Source organism: Serratia sp. NA_13, assembly GCF_052691735.1.
In genome coordinates this window covers 15,411-31,126 of the sequence record NZ_JBQZFV010000024.1, presented here as the reverse complement: position 1 = coordinate 31,126, position 15,716 = coordinate 15,411, and the positions used below count along the sequence as shown (strand labels likewise).

The following is a 15,716-nucleotide window of genomic DNA, read 5'->3' as shown; positions in this document are numbered from 1 at the left end:
CGGCTATGTGCTGAAGTACATTTTTGATGTGAACAACGCCATTCTGACGGTACTGATGGTTCTGTTTATCTGCTTTAACGCGGCTTACAACGCGCAAAAACGCAGTAAATATATTAGTCATGCGTTTATGACATCGTTTATTGCCATCACCACAGGTGCGGTACTAACGCTGGTGGTGCTGGTGCTAACCGGCTCGATAGAATTTACCCCGATGCAGGTGATCCCTATTTCCGGCATGGTGGCCGGTAATGCGATGGTGGCGGTGGGCCTGTGTTACAACAACCTGGGGCAGCGTTTCAAAAGCGATCAGCAGAAAATTCAGGAAATGCTCAGCCTGGGGGCATCGCCGAAGTTTGCTTCGGCTGCGCTGATCCGCGACAGCATCCGCGCTTCGTTGATCCCGACGGTAGACTCGGCCAAGACCGTCGGCCTGGTCAGCCTGCCGGGCATGATGTCCGGTCTGATTTTCGCCGGTATTGACCCGGTGAAAGCCATTAAGTACCAGATTATGGTGACCTTTATGTTGCTTTCCACCGCCAGCCTGTCGACCATTATCGCCTGCTATCTGGCCTACCGTAAGTTCTACAACGCCCGTCATCAACTGGTGGTGAGCACGCTGAAATAGCACCACAAAAAATAATGGCAGGGGCGAGCATGCTCGCCCCCTATGCTGCGTCCATTACCCTTGCAGCAGAGCGATACTCTGGCGGATTTCACGTTCGATATCCGCCTCTGTCCAGCTATCCAACTGCGAAGAGAACGGCTCGAAGGCGTAAATGCCGGTGTAGCCCAGGCGCTCCAGATTCTGCACCTGCTTTCTGCTCTCCAGCCGATCCTGTTGACTCAACATAATACGTTCTTCGTCGCTGAGCGCGCTTTTGCTCCGCGCATCTTCCACACCGGACAGGTGTACCAGACCGATACCCTCAATCTGAATCTGCTCATCAAACTCAGGCTGGGCCACATCACTTAAATAGTGGTGGAAAGTATCCAGCACGATCTTGTACGGCGCGCCGGAGTCGCGTATCAGGGATTGCGTCAGCAGTGATGAACGCAGCGAACTGATGCCGAACCCCAGCGGCTCGACGTAGCCCTGCACGCCGTATTGTTTAAACAGCGGTGCCAGCAACTTCAGGGCCGCCAGCGTATCGGTTTTTTTCTGCTCCTCACTGCGCCGATCGTCCGCGCTGCAGTGTGGACACAGTACCAGCGCCTGACTATGGATCGCCTGAGCCTGCGCCAGCAGCGCCTCGGCGTTTTTCAGCAGCCCGGCCTGATCGTCCATCAAGTTAAACTTGCCGAGGGCGTTAATGGTGACGATTTCGATACCGTATTTGGCCGCCAAAGCATTTAATTGATCGTTGTTCAGGTTATCTGTCACCTTGCCGCTCGGCATATCGTTGCGCAGCTCAACTTTGCGGAGCCCGCACTTTTTCACCAGGCTGAAAAACCGCTCCAAATCGAGATTGGGTGCGATCTTGCGGTTGATACAAAAACGGTCTGGCGCAAAGGTCATGATGCATGGCTCCTGAATGATTTGAGAAGGCCTAAGAGTTGCCGACTTACAGCGGCGTTCGTTGTGTTTCTGGTGGCGCTTGGCGATGGCGTTTGGCCATCACCACGTCTTCCATTTTTTCCAGCGAGACGCCTTTGGTTTCCGGAATATAGCGGCCGATGAACCAGTAGCTAAACAAGCAGCAGGCGGCAAAGACCCACATCGGGAAGGCGCCATGGAAGGTGGAGAACAGATAAGGGTTGTCGTTGATCATCGGGAAGCTCTGTGAAACGACAAAGTTGGCCAGCCACATGCAGCCGACGGCGATGCTCATGCCCTGTGCTCGCATGCGATTTGGGAAGATTTCTGACACCAGCACCCAGGCACCCACCCCCCAGGACAGGGCGTAAAACACCATAAAGAACAGCATGCCGAACAAGGCAAGGTAGCCGGTGGCCTGGGTGTAGAGTGCATAAGAGGTGATCAGCAACCCGGCAATGGCGCCAAGGGTGCCGTAACGCATCAGCGGAATGCGGCCCACGCGATCCATCAGTATGGCGCCAATCACTGAACCGACTAACTGCAGCACGCCGATCCAAATGGTTTGGAACAGCGCCTCTTGGGCATTTTCGGTAACGGTTTTCAGCACCATTGGCGCGTAGTACATCATTACGTTAACGCCGGTGACCTGTTGCAGCATGGCGATCATACAACCGACAAACAGAATGAAGCGTACCCGTACGTCGCCGTAGTTCAGCTTTGGTCGGTGTTTTTGCTGATCCTGCTGGAGTGAGTCTTTGATTTCCTGCAATACGCTTTGCGCATGGGCAGCGTTGGAGACTTTGGTCAACATCGCTAAAGCCTGGCTGTCACGGCCGACCATGACGCTCCAACGCGGCGATTCCGGAATGATAAACACCAGCATCAGGAACAGCATGCAGGGGATCACTTCCGAACCTATCATCCAGCGCCAGCCCATTTCCACCAGCCAGGCTTCGCTGGCGATGCTGGCGATTTTGAAGTTAACGTAGAAAATCACTATTTGGCCGAACACGATGGCGAACTGCTGCATGCTGAGGGCTTGACCACGCATGTCTTTAGGTGAGACTTCCGACATATACATCGGTGAGACGGTGGCGGCGATGCCCACGGCCAGGCCGCCAATAATGCGGTAAATCACAAACCAGGTGAAGGTGGTGGCCAGGGCGGCTCCCACCGCCGAAATAGTGAACAGCACCGCCGCCAGCATCAGGGCTTTTTTACGGCCGTAACGCGCAGCCAACGGCCCGGCACCAAAGGCGCCAACCACACAGCCGATCACCACGTTAGAGACTGCCCAGCCGGTTTCAAGTGGGCTGAGGTCAAAATAGGTTTTTAGGGCATCGATCGCGCCGGAGATCACGGCGGTGTCATAACCGAACAGAATGCCGCCGAGAGCTGCAATGCCGCAAATTCGCAGAATGTACCCGGTGTTGTGCTTACGCTGATGTGACATGTGTTGCTCCGATTTTTTTCCTGGCTTCCACCCGCGCAGTAGGTTGTAGGGAATAGGGAGGCGGAAGGGTGTGAACCGTGCCTGTCATCAAGACGGTGATATTTGGATGAATCTTCTCTAAACAAGAACATTTATTTCATAATTAGTGAATAATGAAATATTGATTTTTGGATCCAGTTCAAAAAAAACCGCAAACGTCCCACAAGCGTTACCGCGTGATCCTTTAGCGTCGGGCCGGGTCGCATTTCCTTGCGGGCCGCCTATTTCTGTATAAAAGTCAGGGCTAATTCCTTGCCGTTGGCGTGTGAACACAGGGACCGATTTTTTTCCGGCATGTAATGGCCTTGCACAGTGACGTGGCAAAACTGCGACCTTCCGCACTAAAAACAAATTTTCTAAAATAATTTATTTGAAACTTTTTTTTCAATGAAATAGAGTTTGCTTCATCCGGTCAGGATTTAGCCTGCTTGCGGGCAGTCTCCGGCAAGCGGTGTGATGAAAACGCTACGGCCGCAGACGGTCAGGCGACAGCGGACTTAAAAGAGGGTGAGACATGAAAACCGTGGGTAACTTTATTGGCGGGCAGGTGTGCCTGAGCAGCAGCAATCAAACCGTCGACGTTCATAATCCGGCTTCCGGGCAGGTTGAACGCCGCGTGACGCAGAGCACTGCCGCCGAGGTGAAGCAGGCCATTGACGTGGCCCACCAGGCCTTTGCCGACTGGTCGCGTACCACGCCGCTGCGCCGTGCGCGCATCATGTTCAATTTTAAGGCGCTGCTGGAACAGCATCGCGATGAGCTGGCGGCGCTGATTGTCAGCGAACATGGCAAGGTTTATTCCGATGCGCTGGGCGAACTGACCCGCGGCATCGAAGTGGTGGAATTTGCCTGCGGCATTCCGCATTTGATCAAGGGCGAGTATTCGGCGGACGTCGGCAGCGGCGTTGACAGCTTCTCGCTGATGCAGCCGCTGGGGGTGGTCGCAGGTATCACCCCGTTCAACTTCCCGGCGATGGTGCCGATGTGGATGTTCCCTATCGCGCTGGCCTGCGGCAACACCTTTGTGCTCAAGCCCCCGGTGCTGGTGCCTTCGGCTTCGGTGCGGATGGCGGAATTACTGAAAGAGGCAGGCCTGCCGGATGGCGTATTCAACGTGGTGCACTGCGCTAATGAAGATGCCGCGCAGCTGTGCACTGACCCGCATATTCAGGCGGTGAGCTTTGTTGGTTCGTCCGCAGTGGCGGAACATATCTATACTACCGCCAGCGCTCACGGTAAGCGGGTGCAGGCCTTCGGCGCGGCGAAAAACCAGGCGATCATCATGCCGGACGCCGATCTGGACGCGACGGTAAATGCCCTGATGGGCGGGGCTTTCGGCTCGGCCGGTGAGCGTTGCATGGCGTTGCCGGTGGCGGTAGTGGTCGGTGATGATACGGCCGATAAACTGATTGCCAGACTGAAGCCGCTGATCGCTCAGCTGCGCGTTGGCCCAGGGCTTAAACAGGGTGGCGAAGAAAACGAAATGGGGCCGCTGGTATCCTCGGCGCACCAGAAGAAAGTATTGGGTTATATCGATCTGGGCGTGGAGGAAGGCGCAACCCTGGTGGCCGATGGCCGCAACTATCAGGTAGCGGGCTACCCGGACGGCTACTACGTTGGCGGTACCCTGTTTGACCACGTTACGCCGAACATGCGTATCTATCGCGAAGAGATCTTCGGGCCGGTGCTGGGGATTGTCCGCGTACCGGACTACCAGACCGCCATCGACACGGTGAACAGCCATGAATTTGGTAACGGCAGCGCCATCTTTACCAGCAATGGCCGCTACGCGCGCCAGTTCGTACAGGAAGTGCAGGCCGGTATGGTGGGGGTTAACGTGCCGGTTCCGGTTCCTATGGCATTCCACAGCTTCGGCGGCTGGAAACGCTCGGTGTTCGGTGCGCTGAACGTGCATGGCACCGATGGGGTACGTTTCTATACCCGTATGAAAACTGCTACCGCCCGCTGGCCAACCGGGCAGCAAACGGTGTCGGAATACAGCATGCCGACGCTGGGCTAAAGTTCTACGTTTGAATTGATTAATGCCCATACCCTATAGATTTCGAGTTGCAGCTAGGCGACCAGCTCACTCATCCCCAGGCGCTTACTTTAGTAAGTAACTGGGGTGAAAAATCTGTCGGGAACAGATTTGAACGCGCGATCAGCGGCCCCTTAAGGGGTGTGGCCCATGGATGGGCCACGTAACTGAGTGCAGGTAACAACGCTGCAACTTGAAAGACGACGGGTATTTAATTCGGAGGAACATATGTCTTTATTACTCGCCAAGTGTCAGCAGCCGGATGGTCAGGGCCGTATCCAGCATGTCACCCCAGAGAATGCCGACTGGCGCTTTGTCGGGTTTGATGTTTATCGCCTTGAAGCCGGCCAGTCGTTGCGGTTGGAAAGCGGCGACAAAGAGCTGTGCCTGGTACTGGTCGCCGGCATTGCTTCCGTTGCCACCCTGCGTGCGGAATACCCGAATATTGGCAAACGCATGAGCCCGTTTGAACGTACGCCGCCTTATGCGGTATACGTGCCGCATCACGACAAAATTGAAGTGCGGGCGGAAAGCGCCCTGGAATTGGCGGTCTGCAGTGCTCCGGGTCATGGACACCTGCCGTCGCGCTTGATCACCCCAGCGGAGGTCGGCGTCGAACGTCGTGGTAAAGGGCGTAACCAGCGTCTGGTGCATAATATTCTGCCGGACAGCGAACCGGCCGACAGCCTGCTGGTGGTGGAGGTGTATACGGATGAGGGCAATACCAGTTCGTACCCCAGCCACAAACATGACCAGGAAGACTCGCCGGATGAAACCTATCTGGAAGAGACCTACTATCACCGCATTCAGCCGGAGCAGGGTTTTTGCATGCAGCGGGTATATACCGACGATCGCTCACTGGACGAATGCATGCCGGTGTATAACCGTGACGTAGTCAAGGTACCACGTGGCTACCACCCGGTGGCGACGATGGCCGGTTACGACAACTACTATCTTAACGTGATGGCCGGGCCGGTGCGGCTATGGAAGTTCACCTGGGAAAAAGACCACGCCTGGATTAACACCGACGGCTATCCCGCAGCCAAATAAACTTAATCAGGCTCAGCTTGCCGAGCCTTATACCCAAAATAATTGGAGTTGCCTCCAGGCGGCAAGGGCGCTTATCCCGATGAGCTTACTCTGACAAGTGATTCGGGTAAGTGCGTGCAGCCAACACAGAGGCAGCTTCAAGTATGACAGGTATATTACTCTTCTTTGGCGTTATTCAACGCCAGCGATACCGCCAGGGTCTGTGCCAGACACATTGAAGCGACCTGGGAGCGGAAGCCATCTACCTGTGCTTCTCGCACTACAAAGCATACGTCGCTGAAGGCAGCCAACGGGCTGACCTGGCTGTCGGTTATGGCGATCTGCTGCGCTCCGTTCTTGGCACCCAATTCAACCAGTTCCAGTGCTTCCTGAGCATACGGCGAATAGCTGATGGCAATCACCACGTCATTCGGCTTCACCATGCTGAGTTGTTCGGTAAACATGCCGCCCAGCCCGTCGATCAGGAACGCCCTGCGCTCCAGATGGCGCAACGCATAAGTGAGATAGGATGCGACGCTGAATGAGCGACGCAGGCCAATCACGTAGATATTCTCGGCGTTGTTCAGCAGTTCAACCGCCCGATCCAACTGCTCGGAGCTGGTTTGCATCGCCAATTGTTGCAGCGCCTGAGCATTGACCATGGTGAAAACGTTAAGGATTTCCGCCGGCTTTTCCGGGGCCACGTTACCGTCGGTTGAGGTCTGCCGGAACAGGCGTGCCCGTTCGGTGTAGTTGACCGTTTCCTCCATCAGGTGCTGGCGGAAAACCTGTTTCATTTCGTTGAAACCGCTAAAGCCAAAGGCGTTGGCAAAGCGGATCAGGGTTGAAGGGGGGACGCTGGCCTGTGCGGCGATGGAGGCGACGGTATCGAAAGCAATGCTGTTACTGTTATCCAAAATGTAACGCGCCACCTGTTTTAAACGCTTGCTCAGCGTTTCATAGCGGTGGCGGATCTCGTCCTGTAACAGCGAAAGTTGAGTTGGGTTGTTCATCCATTCGGCTCGCAGTGGAGGCTAAGGCGTATCGGCCTGACGCCTGAGTTATTGACAGGTTATTCTAACAGATGGATTGGAAATTTCATTTCAACAAAAAGCGATTTATTCGATTGCAAGTTGCGTTACTTCACAGAAAAAAGGCAAAAAAAATCCCCTTAAAGCGGCGAAAATCCGTTTAAGGGGAGGTTTTTTCGATTAAGACGAGTGAGAGGTTGGGCGGTATTGGCGCCAGAAGCCAATTAGCGTCAGGTATTTTTGTTTCACCTGTTCGATTAACGCGGCGTCATCCAGCTCTCCCTGTAGCCAGCGGCGAGAAGGTTGGCCAAAAATGGTGCGCCCGACGGCAAAACCTTTTACCCAGTGGGCGTCTGCCGCCGCGGCAAAACCCGCCTTCAGCGTTTCTTCCGGCGAATCCAGCCCCAGAATCAACACCCCGCGACACTGTGGATCGTTAGCGTCGATTAACGCACCGACCCGCTGCCAGTTCTCTGCACTCAACGGTGGCAACTTCCACCAGTCCGGTTTAATGCCCAGTTGATAAAAGTGCTGCAGCATCTCCAGATAGTGGCTTTCATCCTTGTCGGCGTTGCTTTCCGGCAGGATCACTTCCAGCAACAGTTCATGGCCGGATTTGCAGCAGCCGCGATACACATCGCCAATCAGTTCATCCTGTTCGCGGCGCAGTTCGACGGGGTCATGCGGATGGTAAAACACCAGACATTTTACTACGTGCTCCTGCGGCCAGTCGATCAGCTGCGAGCCAATATTGCCGTGCTCCAACCGTAGCGGACGCGAGCCGGGTAGTTCGACTGGCCGGCCTATCCACCAACCCTGCCCGGTGATCTGGTTCAGTGCCGCCTGGCCATAGGTGGTATCGGCCAGAATGCCGCTGTTACCCTGCAGCCCGGCGACCTCGGCGGCCTGTTGTGCCGCCGTCAGCAGCAGCGTTTTCAGTTTTGGTATGCGTTCTTCACTAACCTTGGCTTCTCGCGCCATATCCGCCAGCTGTTTGCGGTGATCAAAGGCGAACACGCAGAGTTCCGGCCATTGCTGTTTGCGGGTGGTGACCCGGTGCAGATGGTTAAGCCGTTCATCGCGATCCGGGCGTTTCACTTCCTGCTCTCGTTGCAGATAGTCATCCAGTTCCTGCTTGCTGGGCATTGCCGGAGCGCAACCATGGCGCGAAACCACCAATGCGCCGCAGGCATTGGCATAGCGGCAGGCTTGATCCCAACCTTCGTCGTTCAGATAGCCGCGCAGCAGGCCGGACATAAAGGCATCGCCGGCGCCCAGTACGTTCAGCACTTCAACCCGTACGCCGGAATGCAGTTTTACCTGCTGCCAGTCGGCGGCTATCTCGCCTTCGAATACCGAACAGCCCTGTGCGCCGCGCTTACAGACCAGCGTGGCCTGCGTCGCTTGGCGGACGTTTTTCAGCGCGGTCAGGGTGTCGGTGCTGCCACCGGCAATATGAAATTCTTCTTCGGTGCCGACGATCAGATCAAAGTGATGCAACACCTCCTGCAGTTCGCGGGTCACTTTCTCTGACTCGACGAAGCGGGTTTCACCGTCGCCCAGCGACGTCAGGCCCCACAGCACCGGCCGGTAGTCGATATCCAGCGCGGTGCGCAGGCCATGGCGGCGGGCGTATTCCAGCGCTTTTAATACCGCGGCGCGGGTGTTTGGGTGTGACAGGTGGGTGCCGGTTATAGCCAGCGCGCGCGATGACGCAATGTAGGCCTCGTCGATATCGTCCGGCGTTAGTGCCATATCGGCACAGTTCTCACGGTAGAAAATCAGCGGGAAGGTTTCCTGATCCTTGATACCGAGGATCACCAAACCGGTCAGCCGCTGGGGGTCGGTGATCAGGCACTGGGTATCGGCTCCGACGCGTTGCAGTTCTTCACGCAGGAAACGGCCCATATGTTCGTCGCCGACGCGGGCCAACATGCCGGACTTCAGGCCCTGAATGGCGGTGCCGTAAGCCACGTTGCCGGAAGAGCCGCCGAGATATTTGGAGAATGTGCTGGCATCTTCCAGGCGTGCGCCGATCTGTTGTGCATAGAAATCGACGGCAATACGCCCGAGACAAATGACATCAAGCTGTTTTTCTTGTGTAGCCATACCCGTTTCCTTCTGTATTAAGCCAAACCCCGACTACGAAGCATTTTTTGAGTATGAGGAATAAAAATTTCAATTTCAAGATTGAATGAAATTTACACCCCAAAAATGTGATGCATTTAAAACAGCGCTAATACGCCAGCTGAAAGCACTAAAAACCGCGTCTGGCCTGATGCTGAAACACCGAACAACGGCAAGGGTATAGCTGGCGTTACAAGCCGATGGTACCAAGGGTTGGGGCACCTTCGGCGGCTGATGGAATGAAGTATCGGAGGGTGCTGCGGGCGCTAAGTCAGTGAATTCTAAAGGCATGGATGAAACGTCGTTTTCATCAATATGCGATCTTTATCGCAAAATGAAATATTTCTTCTGTAATGTGATTTTATGAAAAATATATTTGTTTATAATCGCTTCACGTTTCAGGTTGTCGGCTTAAGTAGCGCAGCGCGCTGAAAGACGGCGGATATCACACAGCTTTTCAGGTTCGGCACGGGTGGTGTCGGAGCGGGCGTGACTACTCTAAAAGGGTGAGCAAATGGGCAAGATCCGGTTAACCATGGCACAGGCACTCGTCAGGTTCCTCGACAACCAGTACCTGCTGGTCGACGGCGTGGAAACCAAATTCGTCAAAGGCATCTTTGCGATTTTCGGTCACGGCAACGTACTCGGTTTGGGGCAGGCGCTGGAACAGGACAGCGGTGATCTGATCGTGCATCAAGGGCGTAATGAGCAGGGCATGGCTCACGCAGCGACCGGTTTTGCCAAGCAGAAACTGCGTCAACAGATTTACGCCTGTACCTCTTCTGTCGGCCCCGGTGCCGCCAATATGATCACCGCCGCCGCGACGGCCACCGCCAACCGCATTCCTTTATTACTGCTGCCGGGCGATATTTATGCTTCTCGTCAGCCAGACCCGGTATTGCAGCAGATTGAACAAACCTACGACCTCAGCATCAGCACCAACGACGCTTTCCGTGCGGTGAGCAAGTACTGGGATCGTATTGTGCGGCCGGAACAATTAATGAGCGCCTGTATCAACGCGATGCGCGTGCTGACCGACCCAGCGGAAACCGGCGCGGTGACGCTGAGTTTACCGCAGGACGTGCAGGGCGAAGCCTATGACTATCCTGACTACTTCTTCCAAAAACGTGTGCACCGGCTCGATCGCCGCCCGGCGACCGAAGGCATGCTGGCCGATGCGCTGGCGCTGCTGACCACCAAACGTCAACCGCTGCTGGTGTGTGGCGGCGGGGTGAAATATTCACAGGCTGGTCAGGCGCTGCGTGAGTTTGCCGAACGCTTCCAGATCCCGTTTGTGGAAACCCAGGCCGGCAAGGGCACCGTCCCGTCCAACCACCCGTTTAACCTGGGCGGCATTGGTGAAACCGGCTGTCTGGCGGCCAATACCCTGGCCCGACAGGCCGATCTGGTGATTGGCGTCGGCACCCGTTATACCGACTTCACCACTTCGTCCAAATGGCTGTTCCAGAATCCCGACGTCGATTTTCTCAACGTTAACGTCAGCGCCTTCGACGCCGGTAAGCTCGATGGTCTGCAGGTACTGGCCGATGCCCGCGAGGCACTGTCTGCTCTGGGTACGCTATTGGCGCAGGCTGATTATCGCGCTGGCTGGGGCAACGCCATTGCCGAAGCGCGTAACGCACAACAGCAGGAAACCGCTCGAGTTTATGCGGTGGAATACACCGGCGAAGGTTTTGTACCGGAAATTGACGACCACCTCGATCGTGACAGCGTGTTTGCCGAATTTATCGAAAAGACCGATTCACTGCTGACCCAAAGCCGGGTGCTGGGGGTGCTGAACCAGCATCTGCCGCAGGACAGCGTGATCGTTGCCGCTGCCGGTAGCCTGCCGGGAGATTTACAGCGCGTGTGGCAGAACCATGGCGAGCACGGCTACCACGTGGAATACGGTTATTCCTGCATGGGCTACGAGGTCAATGCCGCCTTAGGGGTCAAGCTGGCAGAGCCACAGCGCGAGGTGTACGCGATGGTCGGTGACGGTGCCTTTATGATGCTGCACTCCGAACTGGTCACCTCAATTCAGGAAGGCTGCAAAATCAACGTGGTGCTGTTCGACAACATGACCAACGGCTGCATTAACAACCTGCAGATGGAACACGGCATGGACAGTTACACCACCGAATTCCGCTTCCGCAACCCGCAGGGCGGCAAACTCGACGGCAAGCTGGTGCCAGTCAACTTCGCCATGCTGGCGGGGGCTTACGGTTGCAAAACCTACAGTGTGACGACCGAACAACAGCTGATCGAAGCGCTGGCCGATGCTCGCCTGCAAAGCGTTTCCACCCTGCTGGACATCAAAGTGCTGCCAAAAACCATGGTGCACAAATATCTCAGCTGGTGGCGCGTGGGCGGAGCCCAGGTTGCCGACAGCGAAAAAATTGTCGCCGTGGCTCGCAAGCTGCAAGAGAACATCGACATGGCCCGCGACTACTGATTAACACATTGCCTGATTACCCAGACCTTGCGTCTGCCGCAACTATTTGAAGAGGATAACGAAAATGACACTGAACATTGGGGTTATTGGTACCGGCGCAATCGGTCGGGATCACATTCGTCGCTGCAGCAAAGTGTTGCAGGGTAGCCGCATCGTGGCGGTCAACGATATTAACCGTGACAACGCCGCCAAGGTGGTGAGCGACCTGAAGCTGGACGCCAAGGTGTATGACAATGGCCACGATCTGGTCAAGGCAGCGGACGTTCAGGCGGTGCTGGTCACCTCCTGGGGCCCGAGCCATGAAGAGTTCGTGTTGGCGGCGATTGCCGCCGGCAAGCCGGTATTCTGCGAGAAGCCGCTGGCGGTTACTGCGCAGGGTTGTAAAAACATCGTTGAGGCTGAAGCCAAACACGGCAAGCGCCTGGTGCAGGTAGGCTTTATGCGCCCTTACGATCAGGGCTACCGTGCACTCAAACAGGTGCTGACCAGCGGGCAAATCGGCGAACCGCTGATGCTGCACTGCGCGCACCGCAACCCAACAGTGGGTGAAGCTTACACCACGGATATGGCGATCACCGACACCCTGATCCACGAGATCGACGTGCTGCGCTGGCTGCTGGATGACGACTATGTTTCGGTTCAGGTGGTATTCCCGCGTAAAAGCCCCAAGGCATTCCCGCACCTGAAAGATCCGCAGATTGTGCTGTTTGAAACCGCCAAAGGTACCCGCATTGACGTCGAAATCTTCGTTAACTGCCAGTACGGTTATGACATTCAGTGTGAAGTGGTGGGGGAAACCGGCATTGCCAAACTGCCGGAGCCGTCCTCAGTGCAGATGCGCAGCGGGGCCAAACTCGCTACCGAAATTCTGACCGACTGGAAAGACCGCTTTATCGATGCTTACGACGTTGAGCTGCAAGGCTTTATCAACGACGTGCTGGCCGGCAAGTTGACCGGGCCTTCCGCCTGGGATGGCTATGCTGCCGCCGTGACGGCCGATGCCTGCGTGGCTGCGCAGCTCAGCGGCGAGATCGTACCTGTGACCCTGCCGCCGCGCCCGTCGTTCTACAACAAGTAGTGTGCTGAACGCGGTACTCACGTTTAAAGGGGAACCACCATGAAGATCGCTTTTGATGTTGATGTCATCAGGGACCTTGGTATCACCAAAATGGTTCAGCAGGTGGCGGACTGGGGCTATCAATATATTGAGCAGTCACCGCATCCGCAGATCAATCCGTTCTACAAGCACCCGAAAGCAGGGCGTGAAGTGATGGCGGAATACAAAAACGTGCTGAAGGCAACCGGCGTGGAGATTTCCTCATTTATCGTAGTGTACCGCTGGTCCGGCCCGGGGGAAGATCGTCGCCAGGCGGCGGTCAAAAACTGGCGTCGGATGATAGAAATCGCGGTGGAAATGGGCGTGCAGGTGATTAACACCGAACTGGCAGGCAACCCCAATGAGCCGGAAATCTGTGAAGAGCTGTGGTATCGCTCCATGGAAGAGCTGTTGCCGATTATCGAGCGTGAAGGTATTCGCATGGAGATCCAGTCTCACCCGTGGGACTTCTGCGAGTTGAGCAATGAAACCGCCGATATCGTCAAATCGCTACGTAGCGATCACGTTAAGTACCTCTACAGCGTGCCGCACACCTTCTATTACGACAAAGGCCAGGGTGACGTGGCCGGTATGCTGAAATATGCCGGTGACGATCTCTCGCATGTGTTGATCGCCGACACCATGAACCATACCAAACACTGTCGTTATATCGTCAATCCGCCGGGTGTTGATGCTGCCGTGCACCAGCATATGGGCATTGGTGAAGGGGAAGTGGACTTCGATGCCCTGTTCCAGACCCTGCGTGATATGGAGTTTGCCAATCGCAGTTTTAAGGTCGGCGGTGAGTCGATTATCTGCACCTCGCTGTTTGGTTATCCGGAACGAATGAAAACCCAGGCGGTAGCGACCCGCGAGCACATCGAAAAAGAGCTGCTGGGTAAATAAATTTCTCGGCTGAGTGGGTGAAAATCACCGCCAGGCCGATCTGATGATTGAGGCTGACAATGAATAAAGACAACGTAAAACTGGCCATCGCCCCGATTGGCTGGACCAATGATGACATGCCTGACCTGGGCAAAGAGAATACTTTCCAACAGTGCGTCAGTGAAATGGCGCTGGCCGGGTTCACTGGTAGCGAAGTGGGCAGCAAGTACCCGCGCGATCCGGCGGTGCTGAAACCGATGCTGGATATCCGCGGCATTCAGATCTGCAATGCCTGGTTCAGCACCTTCTTCGCCGATGGCCTGAAAGAAAAAACTATCGATGAGTTTATTAACCATATGAATTTCCTGCATGCAATGGGGGCCAAAGTGATTGGCTGCTCCGAGCAGAGCAAGAGCATTCAGGGCACCACCAAAGGGGTGTTCGAAGAGAAACCGTATTTCAGCGATGAAGAGTGGCAGCGGGTGGCCGATGGCTACAATGAGCTGGCCAAGATTGCGGCCGGCAAGGGCATGCAGGTCTGTCTGCACCACCATATGGGCACCGGCATCCAGACTACTGCGGAGATTGACCGTTACATGAGCATGGTGAACGACGACGTCTACCTGCTGTTTGATACCGGCCACGCCTACTACTCCGAAGGCAGCCAACAGGCGATGATGGCAATTCTGGAAAAATACCTGCCGCGCATCAACCATGTGCATTTGAAGGATGTGCGTGATGAAGTGGTGGCAGAGGTGAAGGCCAACAAACTGAGCTTCCTCGACGGTGTGAAGAAAGGCACCTTCACCGTGCCGGGTGATGGGGTCATCGACTTTCTGCCGGTATTTAAACTGCTGGATGAGCGCGGTTATAAAGGCTGGATGGTGGTGGAGGCCGAGCAGGATCCGGCGTTGGCCAACCCGTTTGAGTATGCGGTGAAGGCGCGACGTTATATCAAAGAGACCGCTGGTATTTAATCGGGCTAAGAGCTGCAAGGGGCGCTTGAGTGATCAATGCGCCCCTTTTTATTCTGTCTGTCAGACGAGGATTTTCCAGGCGGTAATCTGCCTGCCAGTCACGAACGAAGGCCTTTTGGCGTTTGCTCTTAAAATTATACGCATTGGAAAACGAGCTTGGCGACGCCATTAACCAAAAGGTGCGAATCGGTTTCTGATTTAACTTCTTTCATCGCCTTGTTTTGCAGTTTGCAATAATCTACAGCATCCTTTGCCACCAGCGACTCGGCACCAGTTACTCTTCCGCGGCCAGGTGAAGCTTCCACCGCCGCCGTATAATCTCCATTCGGCAGTTTCTCTATGTTGCTATGATAAGATAAACCCATAAAACCGACCCGGGTATTGTCGTTTTTTACTGCGCAACCCGATAAGATAAGTGTAGTTCCTAATAATAAAGTACAAAAACGCATTGTCATTTGATAGTTACTCCGTCAGTGTATTGTTGTGTGTACCAACATAAAGACAGCCGTCGATAACCTGAGTTCCTATTCGAAGGGTGCAAATCAATGTCGTTTAGTTTTCATTGAAAAAATATATCAAAATATTGCTGCTGAATGGTTGGTTTTTCTTGATAATTTCATAAATAACAATTGGTTGTATGTAAATTTAAAGTTGAGATATGGTTTTTTATTACATTTATGTTCGGTTTATTGATTAACGGATAAAGATGTGTTCTTTTATTTTTAACGCGACTTTATATCCACGGGATATTAAATGCCTAAAGTGTTGGGTCTTTATTTTTTTTGTAAGGATTAATAGCCAATTCTTTTTTCTATTTAGACAATGATCCAGCTCTTCATTACCTCAAAGAGACTGCCGGCCTTTAAGCCGGCAGAGATTTGCAAGGTGCGCTTGAGCAATCAATGCGCCCCTTTTTATTCTGACTGTCAGGCGAGGGTTTTCCAGGTGGTGACCTGCCCGCCGGGCCACGGGGTCGCCGCGTAAACGCCGCGGGCGAGTGTTCGCGCCAGGGTGTCCGCCGCCAGCGCCTTGGCACTGCCGCTACCAGA

General features: G+C 54.8%; 12 protein-coding genes. 7 read left to right on the top strand and 5 right to left on the bottom strand.

Going from position 1 to position 15,716, the window contains the following annotated elements; translation table 11 throughout:
* On the top strand, nt 1–625 hold a 625-nt coding region (locus tag ACUTSU_RS21920; RefSeq protein ID WP_445654725.1), incomplete at its 5' end, for an ABC transporter permease.
* 54 nt (nt 626–679) lie between these two features.
* On the opposite strand, the gene ACUTSU_RS21915 is transcribed toward ACUTSU_RS21920, so the two are convergent.
* Both ACUTSU_RS21915 and ACUTSU_RS21910 read right to left on the bottom strand, forming a co-directional pair.
* Nucleotides 680–1,516: a TIM barrel protein gene (locus tag ACUTSU_RS21915; protein ID WP_445652911.1), complete on the bottom strand. Its 837-nt coding sequence runs from the start codon at nt 1,514–1,516 to the stop codon at nt 680–682.
* A gap of 46 nt (nt 1,517–1,562) precedes the next feature.
* Nucleotides 1,563–2,990 carry a sugar porter family MFS transporter gene (locus tag ACUTSU_RS21910; protein ID WP_445654724.1) on the bottom strand — a complete coding sequence of 476 codons (1,428 nt, stop codon included), beginning with the start codon at nt 2,988–2,990 and terminating at the stop codon, nt 1,563–1,565.
* Nucleotides 2,991–3,543: 553 nt separating this feature from the next.
* On the opposite strand from ACUTSU_RS21910, the gene ACUTSU_RS21905 reads away from it, so the two are divergent.
* Both ACUTSU_RS21905 and iolB read left to right on the top strand, forming a co-directional pair.
* Entirely contained in the window at nt 3,544–5,049 is a 1,506-nt protein-coding gene (locus ACUTSU_RS21905; protein ID WP_445652913.1) for a CoA-acylating methylmalonate-semialdehyde dehydrogenase, read from the top strand.
* Nucleotides 5,050–5,295: 246 nt separating this feature from the next.
* On the top strand, nt 5,296–6,117 hold the full coding sequence (gene iolB / locus ACUTSU_RS21900; protein ID WP_445652914.1) for a 5-deoxy-glucuronate isomerase: 822 nt from the start codon (nt 5,296–5,298) through the stop codon (nt 6,115–6,117).
* A 155-nt stretch (nt 6,118–6,272) separates the two neighbouring features.
* Here the strand turns inward: iolB and ACUTSU_RS21895 are convergent, their stop codons facing one another.
* Nucleotides 6,273–7,109, bottom strand: a complete 837-nt coding sequence (locus ACUTSU_RS21895; RefSeq protein ID WP_012147336.1) for a MurR/RpiR family transcriptional regulator — start codon at nt 7,107–7,109, stop codon at nt 6,273–6,275.
* Nucleotides 7,110–7,307: 198 nt separating this feature from the next.
* Nucleotides 7,308–9,236, bottom strand: a complete 1,929-nt coding sequence (locus ACUTSU_RS21890) for a bifunctional 5-dehydro-2-deoxygluconokinase/5-dehydro-2-deoxyphosphogluconate aldolase (protein WP_445652915.1) — start codon at nt 9,234–9,236, stop codon at nt 7,308–7,310.
* Nucleotides 9,237–9,768: 532 nt separating this feature from the next.
* Here ACUTSU_RS21890 and iolD point away from each other — a divergent pair.
* From iolD to iolE, 4 genes are all read left to right on the top strand, one after another.
* Nucleotides 9,769–11,709, top strand: coding sequence for a 3D-(3,5/4)-trihydroxycyclohexane-1,2-dione acylhydrolase (decyclizing) (iolD, locus tag ACUTSU_RS21885; RefSeq protein WP_445654723.1), 1,941 nt, complete (start codon nt 9,769–9,771; stop codon nt 11,707–11,709).
* A 64-nt stretch (nt 11,710–11,773) separates the two neighbouring features.
* Entirely contained in the window at nt 11,774–12,787 is a 1,014-nt protein-coding gene (locus ACUTSU_RS21880) for a Gfo/Idh/MocA family protein (RefSeq protein ID WP_445652917.1), read from the top strand.
* Nucleotides 12,788–12,826: 39 nt separating this feature from the next.
* A complete protein-coding gene (locus ACUTSU_RS21875) occupies nt 12,827–13,711 on the top strand; it encodes a sugar phosphate isomerase/epimerase family protein (protein WP_445652918.1) in 885 nt (294 codons plus the stop codon).
* 59 nt (nt 13,712–13,770) lie between these two features.
* Nucleotides 13,771–14,667 (top strand): myo-inosose-2 dehydratase, encoded by an 897-nt coding sequence (iolE, locus tag ACUTSU_RS21870; protein WP_445652919.1) that lies wholly within the window; start codon nt 13,771–13,773, stop codon nt 14,665–14,667.
* A 134-nt stretch (nt 14,668–14,801) separates the two neighbouring features.
* On the opposite strand, the gene ACUTSU_RS21865 is transcribed toward iolE, so the two are convergent.
* Nucleotides 14,802–15,122 carry a hypothetical protein gene (locus tag ACUTSU_RS21865; RefSeq protein ID WP_445652920.1) on the bottom strand — a complete coding sequence of 107 codons (321 nt, stop codon included), beginning with the start codon at nt 15,120–15,122 and terminating at the stop codon, nt 14,802–14,804.
* Between the last annotated feature and the right edge of the window lie 594 nt (nt 15,123–15,716).

Excerpts from the sequence above, each read along its gene's own strand:
- ACUTSU_RS21915 (WP_445652911.1), bottom strand. The coding sequence starts at position 1,516 with ATGACCTTTGCGCCAGACCGTTTTTGTATCAACCGCAAGATCGCACCC.
- ACUTSU_RS21910 (WP_445654724.1), bottom strand. The coding sequence starts at position 2,990 with ATGTCACATCAGCGTAAGCACAACACCGGGTACATTCTGCGAATTTGC.
- ACUTSU_RS21905 (WP_445652913.1), top strand. The coding sequence starts at position 3,544 with ATGAAAACCGTGGGTAACTTTATTGGCGGGCAGGTGTGCCTGAGCAGC.
- iolB (WP_445652914.1), top strand. The coding sequence starts at position 5,296 with ATGTCTTTATTACTCGCCAAGTGTCAGCAGCCGGATGGTCAGGGCCGT.
- ACUTSU_RS21895 (WP_012147336.1), bottom strand. The coding sequence starts at position 7,109 with ATGAACAACCCAACTCAACTTTCGCTGTTACAGGACGAGATCCGCCAC.
- ACUTSU_RS21890 (WP_445652915.1), bottom strand. The coding sequence starts at position 9,236 with ATGGCTACACAAGAAAAACAGCTTGATGTCATTTGTCTCGGGCGTATT.
- iolD (WP_445654723.1), top strand. The coding sequence starts at position 9,769 with ATGGGCAAGATCCGGTTAACCATGGCACAGGCACTCGTCAGGTTCCTC.
- ACUTSU_RS21880 (WP_445652917.1), top strand. The coding sequence starts at position 11,774 with ATGACACTGAACATTGGGGTTATTGGTACCGGCGCAATCGGTCGGGAT.
- ACUTSU_RS21875 (WP_445652918.1), top strand. The coding sequence starts at position 12,827 with ATGAAGATCGCTTTTGATGTTGATGTCATCAGGGACCTTGGTATCACC.
- iolE (WP_445652919.1), top strand. The coding sequence starts at position 13,771 with ATGAATAAAGACAACGTAAAACTGGCCATCGCCCCGATTGGCTGGACC.
- ACUTSU_RS21865 (WP_445652920.1), bottom strand. The coding sequence starts at position 15,122 with ATGACAATGCGTTTTTGTACTTTATTATTAGGAACTACACTTATCTTA.